Origin of the sequence: Reichenbachiella agarivorans, from assembly GCF_025502585.1 — a bacterium.
GTDB lineage: Bacteria > Bacteroidota > Bacteroidia > Cytophagales > Cyclobacteriaceae > Reichenbachiella > Reichenbachiella agarivorans.
In genome coordinates this window covers 2007227-2033503 of the sequence record NZ_CP106679.1, presented here as the reverse complement: position 1 = coordinate 2033503, position 26277 = coordinate 2007227, and the positions used below count along the sequence as shown (strand labels likewise).

Genomic DNA, 26277 nt, shown 5'->3' with positions numbered 1-26277 from the left:
AACAGGAAAAGTGCATGTTCATGCGATCCGCCTATCAATTTTTAAACTTTCAACTTTTCACTTTCAACTCTACAAAACCCTGACTCCCTCTGTTCCGATTTTGGATAAATAGGTATAGGCTAGGATGCCGACTTCATCGTAGATTTCCTGCATGCTGGCTTTGACTTTTTCTGCGGTTTCTTTCCCTTCCGCAAAAGCGAAAATAGATGGGCCAGATCCTGCGATGCTGCATCCGATAGCACCTACTTCGACCGCCTTGGCTTTCACTTCGTCATAGAGTGGAATCAACAATTTTCTGATTGGCTCTACAATATGATCCTCCATCGAGCGACCGATCAAACTGTAGTCTGACTCGTACAATCCTGACACCAAACCGCCGACATTGCCCCATTGTGCGACTGCTTTTTCGAGCTTGACGGTCTGCTTGAGCATGCGCTTGGCATCAGAGGTTTTGACCACTACCTGTGGGTGCACGATGGCGACATACAAGTTTTCTGGTGTGGGCAATTTCAGTACATCCAATGGACCGTAAGCGCGTACCAAAGTGAATCCACCCAAAAGATTGGGTGCGACATTGTCGGCATGTGCTTTGCCAGAAAGCATCTTCTCACCTTCCATGGCAAACTCCACCAGTTGGTGGGTATTGAATGGACGACCGATGAGTTCGTTGACTGCAAACACGGCTCCTGCCGAACTCGATGCGCTCGTGCCCATGCCACTGCCCGGATGGATGGTTTTGTTGAAGGCAAAGCTGTAGCCTTTTTTGATTCCTGCGGCTTCTAGCAAAGCTTTGGCTGCCACACTTGCGACATTTTTGTCGGGATTCAATGGGAGATCAAATTTCTCGTTTTCGATGATGACCATCTTGTCGTCTGACAATTCGGTCACAATCATTTCTTCACCAATGCCATCGAGGGCAAATCCCAAAACGTCATAACCACAACCAACATTGGCCACAGTAGATGGAGAAAAAACTTTGATAGAATTAGACATGACTCACTTCAATTTTATTAGCTATTTGCAATGCGCATTACGTCTGCAAATATACCCGAAGCTGTCACTTCTGCCCCTGCTCCAGCGCCTTTTATCACGAGTGGTTGATCCTTGTATCGGTTGGTATAGAACAAGACGATGTTGTCTTTTCCCTCCAATATATAAAAAGGATGCTCCTTAGGAATTTCCTGCAAACCGACCGAGGCTTTGCCCTCATCAAAGGTCGCTACGAACTTGAGGCGACAATTTTTAGCCTCTGCATCCGTCACCAACTTCTGAAAATCCGCATCGTGTTTCTCCAGGCTGGCATAGAATTCTTCGTTGTTGGCTGTATCCATACAAGCCGCGGGGATGAAAGACTCACTCCCAATGTCTGACAATTCAAATCTCAATCCACTCTCACGGATCAAAATCAATATTTTTCGCATTACATCGACTCCACTGAGGTCAATTTTTGGATCGGGCTCTGTGTAACCTTCTATGCCTGCCTGTCTCACCACATCTACGAATTTGACTCCTGGCTTGAAGGTATTGAAGATGAAGTTCAAACTCCCCGAGAGGACTGCTTGTATCTTCTTGATTTTGTCTCCACTCTTGATCAAATCACCCAAAGTGGTCAATACTGGCAGTCCTGCTCCTACATTCGTTTCGTAGTAGAACTTGGACTGGTACTCACGAGCCGTGCTTTTGAGATTCAAATAATTGTCATAGTCCGACGCACAAGCAATCTTATTAGGTGTCACGACCGAGATACTTTTGGTCAGGATGTTTTCGTACAGAGATGCAATCTCTGCATTGGCTGTATTGTCCACAAACACTGAGTTTCTCAGGTTGGCATCCACCATCTTTTGCACAAATGCAGTGGATGACATTTTCTCTCCCTTTCGCTCCAATGCGCCTTTCCAGTCTGACAAGTTTATCCCATCCTCATCGAAATGCATTTGGCGACTGTTGGCAATACCTACCACTCGGAGATCCACATTTTCGAATTCGTTGAGGTAATCGTACTGCGCCTTGATCTGATTGATGAAAGTGCCGCCCACATTGCCGATCCCGATCATAAACAAGTTCATTCGCTTGCGCTGAGATAGGAAGAAGCTTTCGTGCAATACGTTGAGTGCTTTACTTAGATTCTTTTGATCCAACACCACAGTGATGTTTCGCTCAGACGAACCTTGTGCAATGGCTTTGATGCTAATACCATTCTCTCCCAAAGCAGAAAACATCTGCCCGCCGATACCTACATGCTCGCGCATTTTGTCTCCAACCAATGCCACGATGGCCATCTTTTCCTCTACTTCTAATGGATCGATTTTCCTCAATGACAACTCCAGTTGAAACTCCTGAGCAATAGCTGTTTTGGATACCTCCACATCTTTTTGGTCGATCCCAACACAAATCGAATGCTCAGAAGAAGCTTGTGTGATGATGATTACATTCACCTTGGCCTCAGACAGGGCTTTGAACAATCGGAACGAGAACTTAGGGACACCCACCATGCCGCTACCCGTCAGGTTAAGCAAGGCAATGTCTTTGACACTAGACAGTCCTTTGACGAACTGCTTGTCACCATTGGCATCATCACAGATCGTAGTTCCTGGGTCTTCCGGAGCAAAGGTATTCTTGATTTTGATCGGAATCTTCTTGTCCAATACAGGCTGGATCGTCGGAGGATAAATGACTTTCGCTCCGAAATGCGACAACTCCAATGCCTCCTGAAAAGAGAGCTTCTCGATCGGATGCGCAGCAGCTACCTGTCTAGGATCAGAGGTCATCATCCCGCTCACGTCCGTCCATATCTCACAAGAATCGGCATCCAAGGCTGCTGCAAAAATAGCCGCTGTATAGTCAGAACCTCCACGTCCTAGCGTAGTAGTCACTCCATCTGCATCCGACGATACGAATCCAGGACATACAACCAGATTCGCTGCGGATGAAATATAGTGCTTTATGTTTTTATCAGTCACCGCAAAGTCTACGATGGCATTGTTGTGCGTGCTGTCAGTTTTGATCAAGGCCTTTGAATCTCCCAGATCGGTTGGCAAACCTTCGGCGTTCAGATAATCTACGATGATATTAGATGACAGTGTCTCTCCAAAGCTGAGTACTTTGTCCAAAGTCTTCGGAGAAAGTTCTCTGATGAGGTAAATACCCTTCATCAAGTCTTCCAGCTCATTGAGTAGAATCTTGATTTTACTGAAAGTAATGGACTGAGACTGTACAGGTAGCAATTCCTTGATTGTGTCGAGATGTCTTGCTTCGATTTGCTCCGTCAACTCCTCGTAACTCTCGTCACCTGAGGCTGCCAACTCGCTGCAAGCATGCAGCAGATTGGTCACACCGCCAAAAGCTGAAACCACACAAACGGTTTTCTCTGGCTGAGCTGCTGCCAAAATCTCCTTTACCTTCTTCAGATTGTCTGGGGTACCTACGGATGTACCTCCAAATTTTAATACTTTCATGTGTACTTTTAGTTCAAAGTTTAATGTTTCAAAACACTTTCTGAAACACTCAATTCAAGTCATCCCATGACGACTAAATTTTCTATTCTACTCCTCTCGCTTTTATGGAAACTCCTTGATTTACGAGATGAGACTTCTCAACTCCTGATCATTTCCTCCCCCTACCCCCTCCAAAGGGGGAAAACGCTCTCCTTTAGAGCTAGTGGTGTTTTCTACTTTAGATTCTCCCATTCATCTTTTGGCAGAACCTTATTATCATTATACCAGATACTGCAACAAATCTGGTTTGTCATTGAGATACTCATAGACAAAATTCTTTTCGGTCATCTTGTCCAGCAACTGCTGAAGATTGTCCTTGCTTTGTAATTCTATCCCGATCAGCGCAGGCCCTTTTTCTCTGCTGTGCTTTTTAGAATACTCGAAGTGCACGATATCGTCACCTGGCCCCAATACATCCGAAACAAACTCTCGCAAAGCCCCAGCGCGCTGTGGAAATCTGAGCATAAAATAATGCTTCAAGCCTTCGTACAACAACGAACGTTCCTTCATTTCCTCTGTCCTGGTGATGTCATTGTTGCTACCACTCACTACACAGACTACATTTTTTCCTTTGATCTGCTCTTTGTAAAAGTCCAATGCAGACAAAGTCAATGCACCAGCTGGCTCTACCACAATGGCCTCCTCGTTGTAGAGTTGTAGTATCGTTGTGCAAATTTTACCCTCAGGTACCAAGATAATATCGGACAAATAATCCTTACAAATCTTCAATGTTTCTGTCCCAACTGCTCGCACCGCAGCTCCATCGACGAAAGTATCGATTTCTTCTAGTACAATATTTTTACCTGCTTGGATAGAATCACGCATGGCAGGTGCTCCTGCAGGCTCGACTCCTATGATTTGGGTCTGAGGCGAAAGTTCTTTGAATACCGTGATAATCCCGGCAGCCAATCCACCACCTCCAATCGGTACAAAGAGGTAATCAATGGGAGCTGTAGTATCGTTGATGATTTCCAGTCCAACCGTTCCTTGACCCTCTATGATCTTGGGATCGTTGAATGGATGTACGAAAGTCGCCTGATGTTCCTCGCAATATGCCATCGCTGCTTGGTAAGCATCGTCAAAAGTATCTCCGGTGAGTACAACCTCCACCATATCCTTCCCAAACATTTTGACCTGCTTGATCTTTTGTTTGGGGGTCACACTTGGCATGAAGATCGTCCCTTTGATGCTCAGTTTCTGACAAGAATAAGCTACACCCTGTGCGTGATTCCCAGCACTGGCGCAGACGATTCCCTTGGCTTGCTCGGCAGGATTCAAGCTCACTATTTTATTATAAGCTCCACGGAGTTTGTAAGATCTGACGACTTGCAAGTCTTCTCGCTTGAAATGAACATCAGCACCATATTTATCAGAGTAATTGACATTCGGCATCAATGGTGTATGGAAAGCAATCCCTTCCAACCCCTTGCTGGCCTTCATCACTCCTACCAGAGTGGGCTGATCCATTTCTTTCAATTCAGACTCCATCAAGAGATGTGGGCTTCTACTTCTTCATTGACATCTGAAGTACAAAATTCATTGATTGCATCGGCTATTTTGCCAAAGGTCTCTTGCAATACTTCCTTGTTTTCTTCGAGTAGCGTAATTCTAAATCCTCTTAATTCGGACTGAAAGGAAGACAAAGGCACTACACAAACTCCCTTGGCAGCCAAGAGATAATAGACGAAACGTTTGTCGGGAGCATCTACTTTTTCCACCCATTCTTCAGCCAACTGTTTGATCTTTGCATCTGCTATTTTTAGTGATTGCTTGTCATTGATCGCTCCGTCTTTGAATACGATGGTATTGTAAAATGCACCATTTGTTTTGTTGAACGTGATATATGGGATGCCACTCAATAACTTTGAGATAATTTCACTTCTATCGGCAATTTCTTGTCTTCGCTCCGCCAAATATTCTTTAAACTTTGGGTGCTCTTGGATTCTCGGCAATGCCTTCTGAGGCAAAGTCGTGGAGCATACCTCTACCATTTTGGCATTTTCCAAAGTCGAACAATAAGCATCAAACTGCGGATCTGCCTTGCGGTTGTAAAACTCCATCCAGCCACAGCGCGATCCTGGCCATGGGGTATCCTTAGAAATTCCCTTCATCGCGATACCCGGTACATCGCCCAATACTTCGGACAATGATTTGGTGGTTACACCATTGTAAATGATGTTGGTATAAATTTCATCGCTAATCAAAAACAGATTGAATTCCTTGGCGATCTGTACGATCTGTTCCAAAATCTCCACAGGATAAACCATCCCTGTCGGATTGTCTGGATTGATGATCAAAATCCCTACAATGTTGGGATTGTATTTCACCTTGAGTCGTAAATCAGCCAAATCTGGATACCAGAAATTTTCCGGGTCTAGATTGTAAGTTAGTGGCTCTTTGTTGGAATGTGCCGCCTCCAACGCGGAGTGTGTAGAGTAGGCTGGTGATGGACCAATCACCCTAGAGTAGGGATTCAAAAATTGGTACAATTTGCCAATCGCATCTCCCAAACCATTGAAAAACAACACGTCATCAGCGGTGATTTGCACACCACCACGGGCATTGTTTTTCTGTGCCACATATTGCCTGGTCTCCAAAACCCCTTTAGAATGGCAGTAGCCATAGGTAGCATTCTCATTGACCAATTCGGTCAAAATCTCCTTGATCCAGGCAGGTACTACGGCATGCTTGAGAATCGGATCACCGATATTTTCCCAAAAAATTTTTTGTCCGTGACTCTGTAAAGCCTCTGCTTTCTTGACGATATCTCTGATCTCATAGTCAAGCTGTCGCGAACCCTCATGTAGTAGTACTTGTCTCATTTTTTTAGAAGTTAGATTTTAGACGTTAGACATTAGACAATAAGTCTAAAATCTAGCGTCCGTGATCTAGTGTCTGATATTAAAAATCCTTTATAGTCAATAAATTTTCCTTCGAATTTTCCAACTCCTTGATATAGTCTTCGGTTCTTCGCTTGGATTTAGAAAGAGCCACTCTCCCTGACCTCACAAACTCTAAGAGTCCCAGAGGAACAAGTTTTTGATAGAGAGCATGTGTCTCGTCTTTCAATCCAGTTTTTTCAAGGATGATATGATCTTCCTCGATGACGAGAATTCTTGCTCCATTTTCACGGACCAGTTTCTCAATACTCTGTCCATTCAAGAATATTTTGGTTGGCACTTTGTATAGCGCAATCTCCTGATAATAAATTTGGTCTTCTTCATATAAAAAAGCACCCAATACATCCACGATCTTGCGAATCTGCTTGACAGTCTTCTCTGCAATGTCCTGTGTAGAAGTGATCACAATCGTAAAACGACTAATGCCTGGCACCTCCGTAGCAGAGACATTCAAACTCTCAATATTGATCTTTCTTCTCGTGAAGATGATCGTGATTTGGTTCAGTAAACCTGCCTTATCTTCTGTCAATACTGACAGTGTATGTTGTTTTTCCACTTTCAATCTAGTTTTTAGTCCAACCTCATTTCAGAAACAGAAGCCCCAGTTGGAACCATCGGGAATACATTTCCCTCTTTTTCAACCATTACTTCTAGGAGGTATGGCCCTTCGTGATTCAAGAATGTATTCAAAGCCTCTTCCAAATTTTCTCTCTTTTCCAATCGGCTACACGGAATGCCATAACCCTCGGATATCTTCTGAAAATCTGGGTTGATCATCTCTGTAAATGAATACCTGCTGTCAAAAAAGAGTTGTTGCCACTGACGAACCATGCCTAGGAAATTGTTATTCAAAATCAATATTTTGACACCAATCTTACTTTGGAAAATGGTACCCAGCTCTTGGATCGTCATCTGAAAACCACCGTCACCGATCACCGCGATTACCTCTTTCTCTGGACGACCTTTTTTGGCTCCCATTGCGGCAGGCAATGCAAATCCCATGGTACCCAAGCCGCCAGAGGTTACGTTGAGACGAGTCTCTGAAAACTCATAATATCTCGTCGCGATCATCTGGTGCTGCCCTACGTCAGTGACCAATATCGCCTTTCCTTCCGTTTTGTCAGATATTGCTTTGATCACCTCAGACATTTTGAGCTCTTCCCCTTTCGGGAAAAAATCATCCTTGATCACCTTTTCGTACTCGATCTTGTCACAATCTTTAAATTCTTGCATCCAAGCTTCGTGCTTGTTTTCACTTACCTTAGGAAGCAAGTTCAACAGAGCCGCCTTGGCATCAGAAACAATTGCTACATTGGTCTTCACATTCTTATCAATCTCTGCTGGGTCGATTTCGATATGAATAACCTTGGCTTGTTTGGCATATCGTTTCAAATCTCCAGTCACACGGTCATCGAATCTCATCCCAATCGCAATCAATAGATCACACTCATTGGTCTTGACATTCGGCCCATAGTTGCCGTGCATACCCAAATATCCGACATACAAAGGGTGGGCTGTAGGTACTGCCGACAGTCCTAATAGGGTAGAAGCCATTGGAATCCCAGTCTTCTCAGCCAATGCCAACAATTCACTTTGCGCCTTGGAGATGATGACACCATGTCCTACCAAGATCATTGGTTTTTTGGCTTCATCTATCAATTTGGCTGCAGCAGTCACCTTGGTCTCATCCAAGATTGGGTAAGGGTGGTAACTTCTGATTCGCTCACATTTTTGATAAGAATAGTCAAACTCTTCAATCTGCGCGTCTTTGGTGATGTCAATCAATACAGGACCTGGACGGCCTGTATTCGCGATATAAAATGCCTTGGCTACTGCTTCTGGGATTTCAGATGCTTTGGTCACCTGAATATTCCATTTGGTCACTGGCATGGAGATTCCTACCACGTCAGTTTCCTGAAATGCATCTGTGCCTAGTAGATGAGACGCCACCTGCCCTGTGATGCAAACCATAGGTGTAGAATCTATCTGTGCATCAGCAATACCTGTAATCAAGTTGGTTGCGCCTGGGCCTGATGTAGCGAAGCAGACACCCGTTTTGCCTGTGACACGTGCATAGCCTTGTGCAGCGTGCGATGCACCTTGCTCGTGTCTCACTAAGATGTGATCTAGTCTGTCCATGTACTTGTATAGCAAGTCATAGATAGGCATGATAGCCCCTCCGGGATAACCGAAAATCGTCTCGACACCTTCTTCTAAAAGGCATTTCAACAAGGCCTCAGAGCCTGTCATACGTTCAGTTGTCGCCATCGTCTTCTGTTCTTGTTCTAATGTGGAAGTTTCCATATCCCCTATTTTATTCGTCTGTAACGCACCCTTCAGATGCAGACTTTACTTGATTAATGTATTTTTTCAATATTCCTTTGGTCGCCTTGTATGGAGGCTGCACCCAAGCCTTTCTTCTTTTTTCCATCTCTTCGTCAGAGATTTTCAGTTCCAGCTTATTGTTGACCGCATCGATAGCAATGATATCTCCGTCCTGAACCATCGCCAAGGGTCCTCCTTCTTGTGCTTCTGGCGTGATATGTCCCACCACGAAACCATGTGATCCACCTGAGAATCGACCATCTGTGATCAATGCCACATCTTTGCCCAATCCAGCACCCATCACGGCTCCTGTTGGCTTTAGCATTTCTGGCATACCAGGTCCGCCTTTTGGTCCTGAGTACCTGATGACAATCACTTCTCCTTTTTGTACTTCTTCTCCGATACCCTTGATCGCTGCAAACTCATCGTCATAGCATCTCGCTGGTCCCTCGAAATACTCTCCTTCTTTTCCTGTGATTTTAGCAACAGCACCTGTCGGAGCTAAGTTGCCATACAAGATTTGCAAGTGACCTGACTTCTTGATGGGATCACCAAAGGAGTGAATCACCTTCTGATCTGCTTTCAAGGATGGACCCATTTCGATATTTTCTGCTAGGGTCTTTCCTGTCACAGTCATACAATCTCCATGTAGGTATCCTTCTTTCAACAAGACTTTCATTACGCCTGGGATACCTCCTACATTATGAAGGTCTTCCATGAGGTACTTACCACTTGGTTTCAAATCCGCCAAAAATGGCGTAGAGTCAGACAATCTTTGGAAGTCTTGCAAATCCAAGGGAACATCTACCGACTTGGCCATAGCTATCAGGTGTAGTACTGCATTGGTAGATCCTCCAGTAATCATCACCAATCGAATTGCATTCTCAAATGCTTTTTTGGTCATGATATCACTCGGACGTATGTCTTCGACCAGCAAGTGTCGCACAGCCTGCCCTACTCTAAAAGTCTCTTGTTTTTTATCCTCACTTTCGGCAGGGTTGGAAGACGAAGCAGGCAGACTCATTCCCATAGCTTCGATTGCTGATGCCAAGGTATTAGCGGTGTACATTCCTCCGCAAGCACCCGGTCCTGGGATCGCATTTTTGATGATTCCTTTGAAGTCCTCATCTGAGATGTTGTTACCCAGTTTCTGTCCATAAGCTTCGAATGCTGACACAATATTAAGGTCTTCTCCTTTCCATTTGCCAGGCTTGACCGACCCACCATAAACCATCAATCCTGGTCTATTCAATCGACCCAAAGCCATGATAGCACCGGGCATATTTTTGTCACACCCCACGACTGGAACCACTGCATCATAAAACTGAGCATTGACCACCGTTTCGATAGAGTCTGCGATGATGTCTCTTGATACCAAAGAATATTTCATCCCAACTGTACCATTGGATATACCATCACTGACACCTATGGTATGGAATATCAAACCGACAAGATCAGCTTCCTTGACACCCTTTTTGACTTGGTGAGCCAAAATATTGAGGTGCATGTTACATGGGTTTCCTTCAAAACCGGTACTGACTATACCCACTTGAGCTTTGCTCATGTCAGCTTCAGTCAGTCCTGTCGCATACAATTGTGCCTGAGAGCCAGGCTGCGAAGGATCTTGCGTGATCGTCTTACTGTGTTTGTTAAGTTCCATTTATATAATCTAATTTCTAATCCTAGTTCTAATTTATCCTACTGCTGACTCACTCAACTCCTCATTGGTGACTCTCGCCCTGTACATCTGAAACAACTCGTAGGCTATCGTTTCTTTCCAATCTTTTTTGAACTCCATGTCGTCAATGGAAGCAATGCTTGCGATCTCCGTCGCGGTGCCTGTGAAAAATGCTACTTCGGCACCTCTCATATCTTCTGGGACAAAAAGCTTTTCTACCACAGGGTAACCTAGCTCCATCGCATACTCGATGATAGTAGCTCTGGTGATTCCGGGTAGGATATTTCCCAGCGGCGGGGTGTAAATCACTCCATCCTTTACATAAAAGAAGTTTTGTCCCGAACCTTCAGATACATAACCATCCGAATCCAAAAGCAATGCTTCGTCAAAACCATTTTTCTTAGCCTCATTGGTTGCGAGGATCGAGTTGGTATAGTTACCCGTCACCTTGGCGTCTATCGGAATAGATTTCGGGTTGGGCCTTTGGTATGAGCTAATCATGACTTTGAGTGCTTCATCTCCCAAATAGGGGGGCCACTCCCATGCTGCCATCATGATGTGCGTCTCACCGCAGGTGATCAACTTCATGTTTGCTCCGAGATAAATCAACGGGCGGATGTAGGCATTGTCTATGTTATTTTTTTCTATCAACTCGTAGGCAATTTTTACGAGTTCGTCCACTGAGTAGGGAAACTTGATAGCCATTCTTTCTGCCGAATACTTCAATCTTTCGAAGTGTTGTTTTGCACGAAAAATGTTGGGTCCAGCAGCACTGCCATAAGACCGTATCCCTTCGAATACGCCATTGCCATGGTGCATGGTTTGGCTGTACAAATCGACCTTTGCTTCAGCAGCTTTTACCCATTTGCCATCTAGGTAAAGAATCGAATTTTCGTTGTAATACATTGTCTATTTCAGTTTTATTTTAAATCCCTTTGATCACAAAAAAGCCTTTCACTGCAAAGAGAAAGGCTTCTGATTTTTCATCTATATACCTCTCTCAGCAACTGTATAGCACAGCCACAGTGACAATAGTTAATATGTCAATAATTGTTATCACTTTGATGTCTTTGTTGTTTGGGCAATAAAAAAGCGTCATTCTTTGTGGGAATGACGCTTCAAATATTTTTAAAATTATTGATATATCATTCCCGATCCATGGCCACTGTGACCACCGCTACAATCGTTAATGCTATGACAATAATTCTTTTCATTTCTATCAATTATTGCCAAAGTAGATCATTTTAAAATTCACATCCAAAAAAAATGTACGCTTTTTAAAAAAATAGAAGCTCATCCTCTACCTACTCTACATGCTAACAAAATGCAACCTAAGATGAATCAAGCTTTGACACTCTCTCATCATCCTCCAAAAATCACCTTCTGCGATTTCGTCAATCCTCATAGCAGAGTATTACTCTGCCCCAAATGCAAACAGGTAATTGTCACTGGTGCCACGGCAATGGCTTGAAGCCAAAAACACCCGACTGGTCAATTCCAATTCCTGACGTACATTGTCTTTGTTCTTACTCTTCTGAGTCAAAACGCTAGACTTAGTATCATTTATTTTGTCTTTCATATTCATGCTTATGCATTGATGGCCAAACTACTGACCAGTTCTCTTAGCAAGGTTTCATCTACGACGTTGTGTGTATCTGCTACAGTCAAGAAAGCATTGTAAGCTATTTCCAATTCCTCTTTGGACAACTTCACCCCAATGTTTTCCAATCTATAGTTCAAGGCTGCACGACCGCTTCTGGCAGTCAGGATGATCGAAGACTCATTCACTCCCACTTCTGCTGGGTCGATGATCTCATAATTGTCTCTATTCTTGATCACACCATCCTGATGAATCCCCGATGAGTGAGCAAACGCATTGGATCCTACGATCGCTTTGTTGGGCTGCACTGGCATTCTCATTTTTTCGGAGACCAATCTACTCATGGCATTGAGTCTCTTTGCATCGATTTTGGTATCACACTTCATCCAGTTGTGCTTGCGCATGATCATCACGACTTCTTCGAGAGAGGTATTACCTGCTCTCTCTCCGATACCATTGATGGTACATTCGATTTGTCTGGCACCATTTTGCACACCTGCTATTGAGTTGGCAGTCGCCAAACCGAGATCATTGTGACAATGTGTTGACAAGATGGCCTTCTCTATGCCTTTGACATTTTCTTTGAGGTACTTGATTTTAGCACCGTATTCTTCTGGAAGGCAGTAGCCTGTTGTGTCAGGAATATTGACTACAGTAGCTCCAGCAGCGATCACTGCTTCTACCACCTGTGCCAAGAAGACATTGTCTGTGCGTCCTGCATCCTCAGCGTAGAATTCTACATCCTCTACATATTTCTTAGCCCATTTGACAGCTTGCTTGCTTCTCTCTAGGATATCTTCACGGGTAGTTTTGATTTTAGTGAATACATGCTGATCAGAAGTCCCGATTCCAGTGTGGATTCTAGGAAACTTGGCATGCTTCAAAGCCTCAGCTGCTACTTCGATATCCTTTTGTACCGCTCTGGTCAATCCACAAACCGTCACATTTTTGACTAGCTTTGCAATCTCAGATACGGACTCAAAGTCACCTGGGCTTGAGATAGGGAATCCTGCTTCTATGACATCAACACCCAACAACTCCAATTCTTCAGCTATCAGCAACTTGTCTCTGGTGTCTAGTCTGCAGCCAGGCACTTGTTCTCCATCTCTTAGCGTCGTATCGAATATGTAAATGCGATTGTCCATAGTTGTACTTTAAAATTGTAATCCTCCAAAATTAATTAGCGAATTATCGCTAAAAAATACCTTTGTTTCATTTAATTACGATCTCTAAACTGAATAAAACAAACATAATACGTCATATCACGTTGTTAGAGTAAATTTTAATTACAATGTCTAAAGAAAGATCTGACTCATTATTTCTTCTCATCAAGTCTCTCAAAAAAAGTGAGAAACGCTACTTCAAACTTTCCAACGAAGGTACCGATGATGCCAAATATTCCAGATTGTTTAGCATCATTGACCAACAAAAACACTTTGATGATGAAGAGATTTTGACCAAAGACCCAGAACTCAAACCACAGCAGTTGTCCAACCTCAAGGCGCATTTGTACACCAAAATACTTGACACTTTAAGAGATTATAACTCAAGTACTTTGCCTAATATCCGCATCCGTGACATGGTAGATCATGCTGAGATTTTATTCAACAAAAGCTTATACACCCAATGTGCTGACATCATCAAAAAAGCCAAGAAATTGGCCATCAAAAGTGACAACTTGGAGATGCAACTAGAGATACTGAAATGGGAAAAACAGATGCTCACCCATTCTACCAAAGGAGGGCTCGAACGCACCAACAAAATCATTAGAGAAACAGAAGAAACGACTACCCGCATCAACCACATCAATTCGTTTTCCAACCTACAGTACAAGCTGCAAGCGATGTACAAGAAAATCGGATTCATCCGACACGAAAATGACTTCAACGAAATCAATGCTGTATTCACTGCCAATCTTCCCCAATTCGATAAATCAACGTTTTCTGTCAGTGAAAAAATAAGCCTTTACAATCTCTACATAGGATATTACTTTTTTATCCAAGATTTTGAACGAGGCTATGAGTATGCCAACAAGCTCGTTGCACTTTTCACAGGTAACAAAACACTGATTCAGTCTAGATTGGAAACCTATATTTCTAGTCTCAACCACTTATTGATTGCTCAAAACAAGCTATTGAGGTACCGTGAGTTTCAAAACACCACCAGAGAACTCCGAGCCCTCAACAACCTTCCCTCCGCCTATCTCAATGAAAACATCAGGCTGAAATTGCAGAAGTACACCTTTGTGCATGAGTTTAACCGGCTATTTATGAAGGGTGACTTCCAAAGAGGTGTGGATTTGATGGATCGAATCATGCCAGGTATCGAGCACTTTGCCTTGCAGCTAGACCCTCACTCTAGGGTGATCATGTATTTCAAAACCGCCTGTCTATATTTTGGAAACAACGACTTTAAAACTGCAATCATCTGGCTCAACAAAATCATCAACTCTCACGAAGTGGATGTAAGAGAGGACATTCACGGGTTTGCACGGATTGTCAACCTGATCAGCCATTATGAACTAGGCAACATGGAGCTGATCGAATACTACGTCAGATCGACTTATCGATTTCTCTTGAAAAAAGAAGACCTACACCAGTTTCAAAAATACATCCTCAACTTCCTCGTAAGATTGAAAACCAACATCACCGAGCAGGAACTGAAAAAACGCTTCGAAACATTGCGAGACAACCTACTGATGCTGTCCAAGGATCCCTATGAGAAACGTGCCTTCCTCTATTTTGACATTATCTCTTGGCTAGAATCCAAAATAGAAAATCGTCCTGTACAAGATATCATCCAAGAAAAAGCCTCTGTTCGTTTAACTATGGACTAAGGCATTGATTACATTTGATCTCAAACAACCCAAAAAAACACGATAATGAAAGAAGCATATATCATATCCGCCGTCCGAACACCCATCGGGAGTTTTGGAGGTAGCCTGTCTTCACTGTCTGCCACCCAACTAGGTTCCGCAGCTACCAAAGGAGCCTTGGACAGGGCTGGTATCAAAGCAGAACTAGTGGACGAGGTATTCATAGGCAATGTCATCTCGGCTGGCCTAGGACAAGCTCCCGCACGCCAAGCCTCGATAGGTGCAGGTATCGGGTACAACGTGCCTTGCACGACAGTCAATAAAGTCTGTGCATCAGGTATGAAAGCCGTCATGCTAGCAGCCCAATCCATCATGCTAGGACAAGCAGATGTAATCGTCGCAGGTGGCATGGAAAGCATGTCCAACATCCCATACTATGTCCCAAAAGCGCGTTATGGCTATGGCTATGGTCATGGACAAATGCTCGATGGACTCTTGCACGATGGACTATGGGAACCCTATCACAAATTCCCAATGGGCAGTTGTGCGGACAACACCGCCAAAGAAATGAAAATCAGCCGTGAGGAGCAGGATGAATACGCCATCTCATCCTACAAAAAAACCACAGCTTCCTCCACAAACGGAGCATTCAAGCATGAAATCGTGCCTGTAGAAGTCCCTCAACGAAAAGGAGACCCCATCCTCATCTCAGAGGATGAAGAATACAAAAAAGTAGCCTTTGAGAAGATCCCTTCTCTGAGACCGGTATTCAATCCAGATGGCACTGTGACAGCTGCCAATGCCTCTACCATCAATGATGGTGCCTCTGCTCTCATCATCATGAGCAAGGAAAAAATGGAGGAGTTGGGACTCAAACCCATCGCCAAAATACTCGGTTTTGCGGATGCCGCTAGAGAACCGATATGGTTTACTACAGCACCAGCTTTGGCCATCCCAAAAGCGATCAAAAATGCTGGAATCACAGCTTCCGAAGTAGATTACTATGAGATCAACGAAGCATTTTCGGTGGTGGCACTGGCTAATATCAAAGAACTCGGACTGAAAGCCGACACTGTCAACGTGCTCGGAGGTGCAGTCTCACTGGGACATCCACTAGGAGCCTCTGGAGCTCGAATCATCACGACCTTGACCTCTGTTTTGGATCAGAAAAAAGGAAAAATCGGTGTAGCAGGCATCTGCAATGGTGGAGGTGGCGCTTCGGCGATAGTAATCCAGAGATGTTAAAATATTGATCTATTCACCCAACGAATTGGAGGATCAACCGTAATTTCTTCAAAGACTTTACATTTGCATATTGAGACAAGTGTAAAGTCTTTTTTACTACAGTATATGAGAAAAATATTCATCGTTGCACTCCTTTTGTTTCCCGTCCTATCACTCCTGGGACAGACCAAAGTCACCACACGATACGATTATGAAATAGATGGAAAATACCCGATCAAAGAAGAATATTACACCATAGAGCTGGACACCACAGTGGTCGACGGACCCTACAGAATGTATGGTTTTGAGGGGTATGTATTCATCACTGGCCACTATGACAAAGGCAAGAGAAACGGGGAGTTCATCAACTACTACGAGAATGGGCAGATTCAGCGAACCACTACCTACGACCAAGGAATGAGACAAGGCACAACCGAGGTTTTTGATGAAGCTGGCAACCTACTCCAATCAGGCACCTTCAAAAATGACACCCTTGTGGGCGTATTAAATTCCTACTATCCAGACGGGAAAATCAAGAATGAAACGGAGTTTAAAAAAGGAAAGCCAGACGGACTGGTCAAAGAGTATTGGCCCAACGGACAATTGAAAGAGGAGATTACCTACCTAGGAGGCAAGCAACATGGACTCAACACCACCTACTACGACACGGGAGTCATCAAGTCCAAGACCAACTACAAAAACGGCGTGATTGACGGTCAAGTGCTCGGGTATTTTCCTAATGGACAAATCAGTACCGAAACCTATCAAAAAAACGGCTCAACTGAAGGTAGTTACAAAAAATACTATGAAAATGGGCAGTTAGAAACCTCTGGCACCTACGTCAATGGACAGCTCAATGGCAAAATCACCTCCTACTATCCAAACGGCAGTATCAAGCAAGAGCTCAACCTAAGCAACGGCAAAAGAGCTGGAGTCAACCTCGTCTATTTCCCTAATGGACAGATTAAAGTCAAGAGCAACTACAGCAACTTGGAGAAAGACAATAGTGAAGAAGAATACAACGAGCATGGTACACTCATCGCTACCCGAAAATTTAAAGACGAGTTCAAAACTGGCACATGGAAATACTACACACAAAAAGGTGAACTTGATATCGAAGAAAAATACGATTTGGGCAAACTAGAAGGTAGCAGAATCCTCTACAACGAAAAAGGCAAAGTGCTACGTAAGGAAAATTATGAAAAAGGCAAAAAACATGGAGAAGAAATTGCCTATTACCCGAATGGAAAGATCCAAGAAAAGAAGGATTATAAGTTTGACAGACTGGATGGAAACTATGTCAAATACAGCAAATCTGGAGACATAGAAATCGAAGGCTATTACACTCGAAATAAAAAAAGTGGTGATTGGAAATACTACGACAAAAAGGGAGAATTGACCAAAACCGAAACTTATAAAATGGGGCAAATGCAACAATAAGCCCCAGTTTTTTCGAAAAAATCCAGAAATTCGGAATTTATTCAGAATTCAATCCTAAGCTTGTTTTCAAAAAACCGACATGAATAAGCCATTCGAAACCTTCGTGGATTACTGGCATCAGATTGCCATGGTGTGGTCCCAAATAGCACTTGCCTGTGCTGGATTGCTTTTTTTCTATTACCTACTGCTGCTGACCACCCGAAAAAGTCCAACAGACAAGTATGAGTTCATCATCACACATGAGATCAAATACTTCTGGTACACTGCATTGGCCTTGTGCATCAGTATTACCTTCTTCATCAACTCCCTGATGATCAGTACGCACTCGACCACTTCTGATTTTGTCCTCATAGCCAAGACTTTTGTATCGCTGATCATAGGTTTTGCCATTGGCTATACCATCAATCAATACCTCACTGTATTCTATCCATCCAAGATGGAGAAAAAACTGCACGACATACGGTTCCAAAAAAGACTATCTCCTACAGGCAATGAAATGAGACTGCTCACCGAACACGAAGAAGATCTACACCTCACAGAGGAGATGATTCACCATGAGCACATCTCTGCCTATGAGTATGATGTGTGGATAGACGATGAGTCAGGATACAAAAAGATTGAAAAATACAAAGGCAATATCCATCTGCTGATCTGCGAGAACTGCAACTTTAGAACACTCAAAGAAATCAACGAATCCATCATTGCTGAACCTACAGATACACAATCTGGAAAACTAAGGAAGCACTATGAATGTTCCTACTGTGGGCATTACCAAGAAAAAGAAAAAAACATTGCACCTTTATCATCCAATTAGGCTGTCAAAAAGTGTGTAGATGAATTTATTAATTATTGAAGACGAGAAAGATCTAGCAGAATCAGTCATAAAATACCTCAATCAAGAAGGATATCACTGTGAGTGGGCCAACAGCTACAAGGAGGCTTCCGAAAAAACACACCTCTACACCTATGATTGTATCTTGGTAGACATCACCCTACCAGATGGTAGTGGTATGAACATAGTAGAACAGCTCAAAAAAGTAAAATCCACCTCTGGCATCATCATTATCTCAGCCAAAAATTCGGTGGACGACAAGATCAAAGGGCTAGACGTGGGCGCTGACGACTACCTTGCCAAACCCTTTGACCTCTCTGAACTCAACGCCAGAATTAAGTCCGTCATCAGACGCAGAAATTTTGACGGTAACAACGAAATAATATTCAAAGAAATCACAGTTTGTACGGAAGAAAGACTAGTAAAAATCAATGGAGCACCTTTGAGTCTGACTAAAAAAGAGTACGACTTGCTCATCTACTTTATCTCCAACCAAAACAGAGTCATTACCAAAAATTCGATTGCCGAGCATCTCTGGGGCGACTACATGGACATGGCAGACTCCTACGACTTCATCTATGCTCACCTCAAAAACCTGAGAAAGAAAATCATAAAACTGGGAGGCAATGATTATATTCAAACTGTCTATGGCGTTGGATATAAATTTACTCAGTTTTGAAATTACTCAGTCTCACTAGCCGCTACAACTTTGCCGCCATCATTCTCATCTTGATTATTGGTGGTTTTGTGAGCTACTACATTCTCAAAAACATCATCAATCACGAGTTCAATGAAAAGTTGTTTGCTGACAAAGAACAATTTCTATTTGAATGGCACAACTTTGACAACCTGCAAGATGTCTTTTATCTCAATGTAGGCGACAGGATCAAAATTGACTCCATAGAGCAGGGCATTTTCATACCGACCGTACTGAGCGATACACTGATGTGGGACAATTATGAAAACAGGATACTGCCCTTTAGGACACTTTCATTTTCGGATCAGCTCAACCAAGTCAACTACAAAATCGTCATCACCAAATCTCTCCTACCCACCGAAGACCTGATCACCGGAATAGGTGAAATCATGCTCCTATTGACGATTTTCTTGATCATTGCCTTGTCCTTTGTCACCAGACAGATATCCAAAAAACTATGGGCACCATTCTACTACACAATCTCCAAGCTAGAGAAATACGAAATCACCCAAGATGCAGAAGTATTCTTTGATCAAGTTAAAATCTATGAGTTCAACGAACTCAATCGAGTGATCATGTCCATGATTATCAAAAGCAAGAACGACTACAAGAACCTCAAGGAATTTACCGAAAACGCCTCTCACGAAATCCAAACACCACTCGCCATCATCAAGTCTAGGGCAGAAAACCTCCTCCAAGACAGCCGTCTAGATCAGGGACAAATAGAAGATATCAGCAAAATCTATGATGCTACTACTCGCTTGTCCAAATTAAAAAATGGGCTTTCTATGTTGTCCAAAATGGAAAACAATCAGTTCAATGAGGTAGAACCTATCCAAATAGTGCCATTCATAGAGAAAACACTCAGCTATTTCATGGAGCTGATCAAACTGAAAAAAATTAAAATCAACAAAACCTTTAGAAACAAACCAACCCTAATTCTCAACAATACGCTGACCTACATTTTGATCAATAACCTGATCAGCAATGCCATCAAGCACAATATCCAAGGAGGCTTTTTACAAATCACCGTAGATGTTGACTTTATCATTTTCGAAAACAGCGGCAATACACTGGAACACAGTCCTGAAAATTATTTTCGGCGATTCAAAAAAGACAGCAATGCCATGGATTCGTCAGGACTCGGACTGGCACTAATCAAAAAAATCTGTGACATCTATCATATAGAAATCAAATACTCCAATCCTGGCAACCTGCACAGAATAGAACTCAAATTCTGAGCAATCACTTTCTTATTCAGAATTTCTTCAGATTTTACACCTTGGTTTGTGCTGTGTCCATACCAGCTACCATAGAGATTGTATCCCCCTCTTTGCATCACCTGAGATTGCTCAACTGGTGGAAAAACTTGCTATTAGTTTGGATGGGAAATCACGAGATAGCCGTCAAAAAAGAAGACATCCCCAAACAATATCTCAGAGAGATCTCCAAACATTTTGATCATCTCAAACTGAAATATTGCATTCTTTCCAGAGAAAACATCTCCATTTACTTTGATCAGGATCAGAAAGATTTTTTGGTCTTGTCTCTATGGAGTGGAAAAATCCTCAACAAACTAGAAAGTCTCTTGTCAAGCTCACTCTCTCCCAACATCCGCCATCAAATCTCCAAAAATCACACGGGTTGCTCGATCGTTTCCATCTATCATTCCATCACAAATCCCAAAGCCACCTACTATATTTTGTTTAGAAGACAAAGCATCCTGATGCGAGCCATCTATGATAAAACGGGCAATCTAGTCTCCGAAAAGAAAATCTCATAAACTCAATGATGTACAGATTTAATTCAGATTCAGTGATTCTTTTTGGAACCTCTTGTCGATCAGGTAGCAGTCGGATGCTATCAAGATGACAAGAGAGTATGTTTCTTCATATCTGGCAGGGTGAGCTGTTCGCCGCTACAAAATTCAGGGGTAACCCATTAAAGCAACGGATCGACTCGCGGCTTTAACTAAGACAACCCTTATTTACCTGTATCGGGTGTCATTCTCATAAAGTTGAGAATGGCACCTTTTCATTTGGATACATTCGATCCCTTCTTACCTTCCAAATTTCATCCATCAAATACTATTTTTGACCATCAATCCAGTCTGTAAATCTCCATGACGTTTTTCAAGATTTTTGAAAAGTCTATTTTCAAATCAATGAGCTGACCAGAGTGAACGTCAAACACCCAGCCATGTACTGTCATCCCACGTTCTCGATAGGCCCTCTGTACTTCTGCGGTCTTGATTACATTGATGCATTGTTCTTGCACGTTCAATTCGACGAGTCTCTTGTAGCGTGCCTCTTCATCTTTGATTCCATCCAATTCATTCTTATGGATTCGATAAACATCGCGAATGTTTCTCAACCAAGGATTCAATATCCCTAAGTCCTTGGATTGCATGGCAGCTTTGACTCCACCACAATAATAATGACCGCAAACTACGACGTGATCCACCTTGAGGTGCAGTACAGCATAATCTATGACAGACATGGAACTCAAATCAGTATTCGGAACCATGTTGGCTATATTTCTATGCACGAAAGCTTCTCCAGGTGAAATCCCCATGAGCTCCTCTGCTGTCACGCGACTATCCGAGCATCCAATGTAAAGAATACTTGGATTTTGCCCTTCTGAAAGGTTCTTAAAATAGTTTGAATCGCGACTCAATTTTTCTTGAACCCAGTTTTTATTGTTTTTAAAAATCTGTTCTATTTCCATACTATATTTTGTTTTAGGCTAATCGTTGATGCTTCCTTACTATGTAAGTAGAAATTCATCTCGGTAACAAAGCTTAAATATCGAAACTTTCCTGATACTTATACCTATTTAATTTTCTGGTATGGTCTGACTCAAACTACTTGTCTAATTATCAAGCCTAGTTCCCTGTATTTTCGAACAATCGCTTAGATTTGCGCCATGAATACAGGTCTAAAATCTACCGATTACCACTTTCCGGGACAGACTAAAAAGTACACCGGCAAAGTTCGTGATGTTTATGAGTTTGAAAATCTCCTCGCTATGGTCGCCAGTGATAGGATCTCTGCCTTTGATGTAGTCCTACCAGAAGCAATCCCCTATAAAGGGCAGGTTTTGAACCAAATTGCATCGAGATTTTTGGAAGCTACCTCAGACATCGTCCCCAACTGGGTAGAATCAGTGCCTGACCCCAACGTCACCATTGGCAAAAAATGTGAACCATTCAAGGTAGAAATGGTAATCAGAGGCTATCTAGCAGGTCATGCTGCCAGAGAGTACAAGGCAGGCAAGAGACTCCTCTGTGGGGTTGCACTGCCAGAAGGTCTCAAAGAAAATGACAAACTCCCTACACCTATCATCACGCCTACCACCAAAGCTGCCGAAGGTCATGATGAAGATATCTCTAGAGAGGAAATCCTAAAACAGGGCATAGTAGAAGAATCACTTTACCTCCAACTAGAAGACTACACCCGTAGACTCTTTCAGCGAGGTACAGAGATGGCTGCCGACAGAGGATTGATCCTAGTAGATACCAAATATGAATTTGGTCTATACGAGGGCAAAGTCATCCTCATTGATGAAATTCATACGCCTGATTCGTCAAGATACTTCTACTCTGACACTTACGCCGAATTGCAACAAAAAGGAGAAGCCCAAAGACAACTTTCCAAAGAGTTTGTACGTCAATGGTTAATCTCTGAGGGTTTCCAAGGCAAGGATGGACAGAAGATTCCAGACATGTCCCCAGAAAAAGTCAACTCGATTTCGGAACGCTACATCGAGCTATACGAAAAGATCACTGGTGACAGATTCGATCGTGTTGATACTTCAGATATTTACAATAGAATCAAAGAAAACATCGAGAAATCGATTACTTTACAATAAGAAGAGGAGAAAAAGACACTATGAAATTCACACTAGACAGACAAGAAAAATACAACATCATCAAGTTCAACGAAGAAAAACTTGACTCTACGATTTCAGCAGAATTAAAAACTGAGTTTTTGGCTTTTCAAGGTCAAGGTGTGGGCAATATGATCGTCGACCTCTCTGACGTCAAGTACATCGACTCATCAGGGCTCAGCGCACTATTGGTAGGCAACCGAGTATTCAACGACGCTGGTGGCTCATTTATCCTAAGTGGTGTATCAGATCATGCGATGAAACTCATCAAAATATCTCAACTAGACAAGGTGCTAGAAATCCTACCTACAGTAGAAGAAGCTGTCGACCTAGTATTCATGAACGAACTAGAGCGCGGATTCGAAGAGGAGTCTTAATCACCATCATCTCATTTTGATCATTTCATTTGCCATTTAGCGTCATAATACTCGGATCCAATGCATCTGTTCCTGCACACAACAGGAACCAAACGTCGCAATTGCTCACGATGATGCAGATTCCATTTTTGATCGACTGTGGCGAAGGCACGCAGCTACAACTCAAAAAAAACAAAGTCAAGGCGCAAAAAATTGATCATATTTTTATCAGCCATCTACATGGAGATCACTATTATGGTCTGATTGGACTGATATCGTCTCTCCATCTCTATGGGAGGAAAAAAGACTTGAATATCTACGGCCCTCCAGGGCTCAAGGAAATCATCTCTATCAATTTAAAACATTCTCAAACTCACCTCAACTATCAAATCAACCTCACTGAGTGGGAGTATGGTCGCCATCAGCTGTTGTTTGAGAACCAGAACCTGACCGTACACTCTTTCCCTCTCAATCATCGCATTCCTTGTTCGGGGTTTGTATTCAGAGAAAGACCAAAAAAACGCAGAATTGACAAACGCAGGCTGACATTTGATCTCCCGCCTTCCAAGATCATTCAGCTCAAGAATGGAGAAGATATATTTGACGAGCGCACCAAAATTTCTTACCAAAACGATGAACTCACCTTACCTCCAGCAGAGAGCAGGTCTTATGCTTTTTGCTCGGACACCAAGTATGATGAAAACATCCTGCCCTACATCAAAAATGTAGACATTCTCTATCATGAGGCAACCTTCATGGAGGATATGAAAGAGCGAGCAGCCCAGACCTTCCACTCGACTACTCTGGACGCAGCAACTATTGCACTAAAAGCGGAGGTAAAAAGACTGCTGATTGGACATTTTTCTACTCGCTACAAGGAATTGCTCCCAATGCTGGCTGAATCTAAAAGCATTTTTGAAAACACCGAGTTGGCACTAGAAGGACACGAATACAAAGAAGAGTAAGATGTCAGCGTCAAACTATCAAGAGAAAAAGAACAACCTTTTCCTTGTTTTGGCGGGGTTCTTCATCATGAATGCCCTACTCGCTGAAATTTTAGGTGTGAAGATTTTCTCTTTGGAAAAACTGCTGCAAATACCTCCTGCGCAAATCAGCTTTTTTGGACAACTGACCTTAGACTTCAACCTCACCGCTGGAGTGATTCTATGGCCAGCAGTCTTTCTGACGACCGACATTATCAATGAGTATTTCGGCAAAAAAGGGGTAAGAAAAATCAGTTTTATCACCGTAGGACTCATCGCCTTTGCATTCCTGTTGATCTACGTGATCACGATTCTCCCGCCTGCCGACTTTTGGCTAGATTACAATAATCAAGATGCTAAAGGTAATCCGTTCAACATTGATTATGCCTACAACCTTATCTTTCAGCAAGGTTTGGGGATTATGGTGGGTTCTTTATTCGCATTTCTCGTTGGCCAACTTTTAGATGTGTTTGTCTTTCAAAAACTAAGGAAGATCACGGGGCAAAAAATGATTTGGCTCAGAGCAACTGGCAGCACTCTAGTTTCGCAATTCATAGACAGTTTTGTCGTACTATTCATCGCTTTTTATTTCTGGGGCAACTGGCCCATCCAGCAAGTCTTGGCAGTGGGGGTAATCAACTACATCTATAAATTCAGCATTGCCATCGTACTGACACCCCTACTCTATGTCGGACACATGGGCATTGACCTGTATCTAGGCAAAAAAAATGCTGAACTCTTGGCTGAGGAAGCCGCAGAGTCCAGCAAAAACTTATTGTAATTGACAATTTTGAAAAGAGTAATAACGAATCTTTATTCGCTTTACTTGAGGTAAAACTGTTTCAAAAATCACCTGTCTTCAATATTTTTCGATCAATGTGCTTGATCACTAGACTACTGCCCAAATTTGAGGTGGGAAAGATCCCACGACAGGTTAGGATGATAGCTAATGCGATCAGCATCTAAGGTCAATGGAGAATAAAAATTATTGTCATACAATTGTCCCGTCCCCAACCCTTGGTAGGACAGGTTTGGATATTGCGCCGTGAACTGACAAATGGCATTCAGTCCAATATTGCTCTCCAATGCAGAGGTGATCCACCATCCAATTTTTAATTCTTCGGCCAATCTAATCCACTCTGCGGTAGCCTTGAATCCACCCAAAAGAGATGGTTTGAGAATAATGTACGGTGGCTGGATCCCCTTGAGCAAGTCTCTTTTGTCTTTCAGATCAAAAACCCCAATCAACTCCTCGTCCAAAGCGACAGGCACAGGAGAGCGCTTGCAAGTAAGCTGCATCGCATGAAACTGTCTCGGCATGATGGGCTGCTCGATAGAGTGCAGATCAAACTGTGACAAGGTATCTAGCTTGACAAGTACATCTTGTGTTTTGAAAGCACCATTGGCATCAACCCTCAAAATCAACTGTTCCGCATCAAATCTATCTCTGATCGATTGCAATATCCTCAATTCGGTATCAAAATCAATGGCGCCAATTTTCATTTTGAGGCATTTGAATCCCAACTTGATCTTCTCCTCGATTTGATTCAACATAAAGTCCTCCTCACCCATCCAAATCAAGCCATTGATCGGAATAGGCTGTTGATCATTGTAAAATGAATTGTCAAAAATCTTGAATCCTCCTCCATGAAACAGGTCTAACATAGCAGTCTCCAAACCAAACCTAAGAGCTGGTTTGGTCACCTCTACCAGCTCTACCACCAGCTTGTAAATCCCCTCTTCTGTAGCAGGGAGATGGTAATGCTTGAGTTCCTTGGCCAGATGCTCCAGTTCCTTTTCAAATTCCAAATGGTAGTCATAACTTAATCGCTCAATTGTACTGACCTCACCATATCCATGTATTATTGGATTACTTTTATCCATCATTCTAAGGATCCAAGCGTCTTTGGTTTTGAGGACTCCCCGGGAGGTTCCTGCTTCAAATTTGAAGTCTAAGGTGTGTTTCTTAAAATCTAAAATCATAGAGATATGTTGACTCTAATTTTACAATAAAATCGGAGAATCACATGAGATTATAAGGATAA

The 26277-nt window shown here is 42.8% G+C and carries 23 protein-coding genes; 11 read left to right on the top strand and 12 right to left on the bottom strand.

Features of this window, described 5'->3' with window-relative positions; all coding sequences use genetic code 11:
• Nucleotides 1–69 precede the first annotated feature (69 nt).
• The 10 genes from N6H18_RS08475 to N6H18_RS08430 form a co-directional block, all read right to left on the bottom strand.
• Nucleotides 70–993: a homoserine kinase gene (locus N6H18_RS08475; protein ID WP_262311405.1), complete on the bottom strand. Its 924-nt coding sequence runs from the start codon at nucleotides 991–993 to the stop codon at nucleotides 70–72.
• A 17-nt stretch (nucleotides 994–1010) separates the two neighbouring features.
• A complete protein-coding gene (gene thrA / locus N6H18_RS08470; RefSeq protein ID WP_262311404.1) occupies nucleotides 1011–3455 on the bottom strand; it encodes a bifunctional aspartate kinase/homoserine dehydrogenase I in 2445 nt (814 codons plus the stop codon).
• Nucleotides 3456–3713: 258 nt separating this feature from the next.
• Nucleotides 3714–4982, bottom strand: coding sequence for a threonine ammonia-lyase IlvA (ilvA, locus tag N6H18_RS08465; RefSeq protein WP_262311403.1), 1269 nt, complete (start codon nucleotides 4980–4982; stop codon nucleotides 3714–3716).
• Nucleotides 4982–6316 carry a pyridoxal phosphate-dependent aminotransferase gene (locus N6H18_RS08460; RefSeq protein WP_262311402.1) on the bottom strand — a complete coding sequence of 445 codons (1335 nt, stop codon included), beginning with the start codon at nucleotides 6314–6316 and terminating at the stop codon, nucleotides 4982–4984. Before N6H18_RS08460 ends, ilvA begins: the two co-directional genes overlap by 1 nt.
• A 79-nt stretch (nucleotides 6317–6395) precedes the next feature.
• Nucleotides 6396–6950: an acetolactate synthase small subunit gene (gene ilvN / locus N6H18_RS08455; RefSeq protein ID WP_262311401.1), complete on the bottom strand. Its 555-nt coding sequence runs from the start codon at nucleotides 6948–6950 to the stop codon at nucleotides 6396–6398.
• Between the two features lie 14 nt (nucleotides 6951–6964).
• On the bottom strand, nucleotides 6965–8698 hold the full coding sequence (gene ilvB, locus N6H18_RS08450) for a biosynthetic-type acetolactate synthase large subunit (RefSeq protein WP_262311400.1): 1734 nt from the start codon (nucleotides 8696–8698) through the stop codon (nucleotides 6965–6967).
• A gap of 10 nt (nucleotides 8699–8708) precedes the next feature.
• Nucleotides 8709–10379, bottom strand: a complete 1671-nt coding sequence (gene ilvD / locus N6H18_RS08445; RefSeq protein WP_262311399.1) for a dihydroxy-acid dehydratase — start codon at nucleotides 10377–10379, stop codon at nucleotides 8709–8711.
• A gap of 33 nt (nucleotides 10380–10412) precedes the next feature.
• Nucleotides 10413–11303, bottom strand: a complete 891-nt coding sequence (locus N6H18_RS08440) for a branched-chain amino acid transaminase (protein WP_262311398.1) — start codon at nucleotides 11301–11303, stop codon at nucleotides 10413–10415.
• Nucleotides 11304–11811: 508 nt separating this feature from the next.
• Nucleotides 11812–11976 carry a hypothetical protein gene (locus N6H18_RS08435; protein ID WP_262311397.1) on the bottom strand — a complete coding sequence of 55 codons (165 nt, stop codon included), beginning with the start codon at nucleotides 11974–11976 and terminating at the stop codon, nucleotides 11812–11814.
• An 8-nt stretch (nucleotides 11977–11984) separates the two neighbouring features.
• On the bottom strand, nucleotides 11985–13142 hold the full coding sequence (locus N6H18_RS08430; RefSeq protein WP_262311396.1) for a 2-isopropylmalate synthase: 1158 nt from the start codon (nucleotides 13140–13142) through the stop codon (nucleotides 11985–11987).
• A gap of 146 nt (nucleotides 13143–13288) precedes the next feature.
• Between N6H18_RS08430 and N6H18_RS08425 the strand changes: the two genes are divergently transcribed.
• From N6H18_RS08425 to N6H18_RS08395, 7 genes are all read left to right on the top strand, one after another.
• Nucleotides 13289–14833, top strand: a complete 1545-nt coding sequence (locus N6H18_RS08425) for a hypothetical protein (RefSeq protein WP_262311395.1) — start codon at nucleotides 13289–13291, stop codon at nucleotides 14831–14833.
• 45 nt (nucleotides 14834–14878) lie between these two features.
• Entirely contained in the window at nucleotides 14879–16057 is a 1179-nt protein-coding gene (locus tag N6H18_RS08420) for an acetyl-CoA C-acyltransferase (protein ID WP_262311394.1), read from the top strand.
• A 105-nt stretch (nucleotides 16058–16162) separates the two neighbouring features.
• Nucleotides 16163–17476 (top strand): toxin-antitoxin system YwqK family antitoxin, encoded by a 1314-nt coding sequence (locus N6H18_RS08415; protein ID WP_262311393.1) that lies wholly within the window; start codon nucleotides 16163–16165, stop codon nucleotides 17474–17476.
• A gap of 79 nt (nucleotides 17477–17555) precedes the next feature.
• Nucleotides 17556–18290 (top strand): hypothetical protein, encoded by a 735-nt coding sequence (locus N6H18_RS08410; RefSeq protein ID WP_262311392.1) that lies wholly within the window; start codon nucleotides 17556–17558, stop codon nucleotides 18288–18290.
• Between the two features lie 19 nt (nucleotides 18291–18309).
• Nucleotides 18310–18987: a response regulator transcription factor gene (locus N6H18_RS08405; RefSeq protein ID WP_262311391.1), complete on the top strand. Its 678-nt coding sequence runs from the start codon at nucleotides 18310–18312 to the stop codon at nucleotides 18985–18987.
• Nucleotides 18984–20246, top strand: coding sequence for a sensor histidine kinase (locus N6H18_RS08400; protein ID WP_262311390.1), 1263 nt, complete (start codon nucleotides 18984–18986; stop codon nucleotides 20244–20246). The genes N6H18_RS08405 and N6H18_RS08400 overlap by 4 nt, the downstream gene beginning before the upstream one ends.
• A 143-nt stretch (nucleotides 20247–20389) precedes the next feature.
• The gene (locus tag N6H18_RS08395) at nucleotides 20390–20788 is read left to right on the top strand and encodes a hypothetical protein (protein ID WP_262311389.1); all 399 of its coding nucleotides are present in this window, start codon (nucleotides 20390–20392) and stop codon (nucleotides 20786–20788) included.
• Nucleotides 20789–21105: 317 nt separating this feature from the next.
• Here the strand turns inward: N6H18_RS08395 and N6H18_RS08390 are convergent, their stop codons facing one another.
• Nucleotides 21106–21732, bottom strand: coding sequence for a carbonic anhydrase (locus N6H18_RS08390; protein WP_262311388.1), 627 nt, complete (start codon nucleotides 21730–21732; stop codon nucleotides 21106–21108).
• A 198-nt stretch (nucleotides 21733–21930) separates the two neighbouring features.
• Here N6H18_RS08390 and N6H18_RS08385 point away from each other — a divergent pair, with 198 nt between their 5' ends.
• From N6H18_RS08385 to N6H18_RS08370, 4 genes are read left to right on the top strand one after another with little or no spacing between them, the layout of a single operon-like run.
• The gene (locus tag N6H18_RS08385) at nucleotides 21931–22875 is read left to right on the top strand and encodes a phosphoribosylaminoimidazolesuccinocarboxamide synthase (protein ID WP_262311387.1); all 945 of its coding nucleotides are present in this window, start codon (nucleotides 21931–21933) and stop codon (nucleotides 22873–22875) included.
• A 20-nt stretch (nucleotides 22876–22895) separates the two neighbouring features.
• Nucleotides 22896–23270 (top strand): STAS domain-containing protein, encoded by a 375-nt coding sequence (locus tag N6H18_RS08380; RefSeq protein WP_262311386.1) that lies wholly within the window; start codon nucleotides 22896–22898, stop codon nucleotides 23268–23270.
• A gap of 29 nt (nucleotides 23271–23299) precedes the next feature.
• Nucleotides 23300–24214 carry a ribonuclease Z gene (locus N6H18_RS08375; protein ID WP_262311385.1) on the top strand — a complete coding sequence of 305 codons (915 nt, stop codon included), beginning with the start codon at nucleotides 23300–23302 and terminating at the stop codon, nucleotides 24212–24214.
• Between the two features lies 1 nt (nucleotide 24215).
• The gene (locus tag N6H18_RS08370) at nucleotides 24216–25013 is read left to right on the top strand and encodes a queuosine precursor transporter (protein WP_262311384.1); all 798 of its coding nucleotides are present in this window, start codon (nucleotides 24216–24218) and stop codon (nucleotides 25011–25013) included.
• A gap of 113 nt (nucleotides 25014–25126) precedes the next feature.
• Here N6H18_RS08370 and N6H18_RS08365 read toward each other — a convergent pair whose 3' ends face one another.
• Nucleotides 25127–26215 carry an o-succinylbenzoate synthase gene (locus N6H18_RS08365; RefSeq protein WP_262311383.1) on the bottom strand — a complete coding sequence of 363 codons (1089 nt, stop codon included), beginning with the start codon at nucleotides 26213–26215 and terminating at the stop codon, nucleotides 25127–25129.
• Nucleotides 26216–26277: the final 62 nt, after the last annotated feature.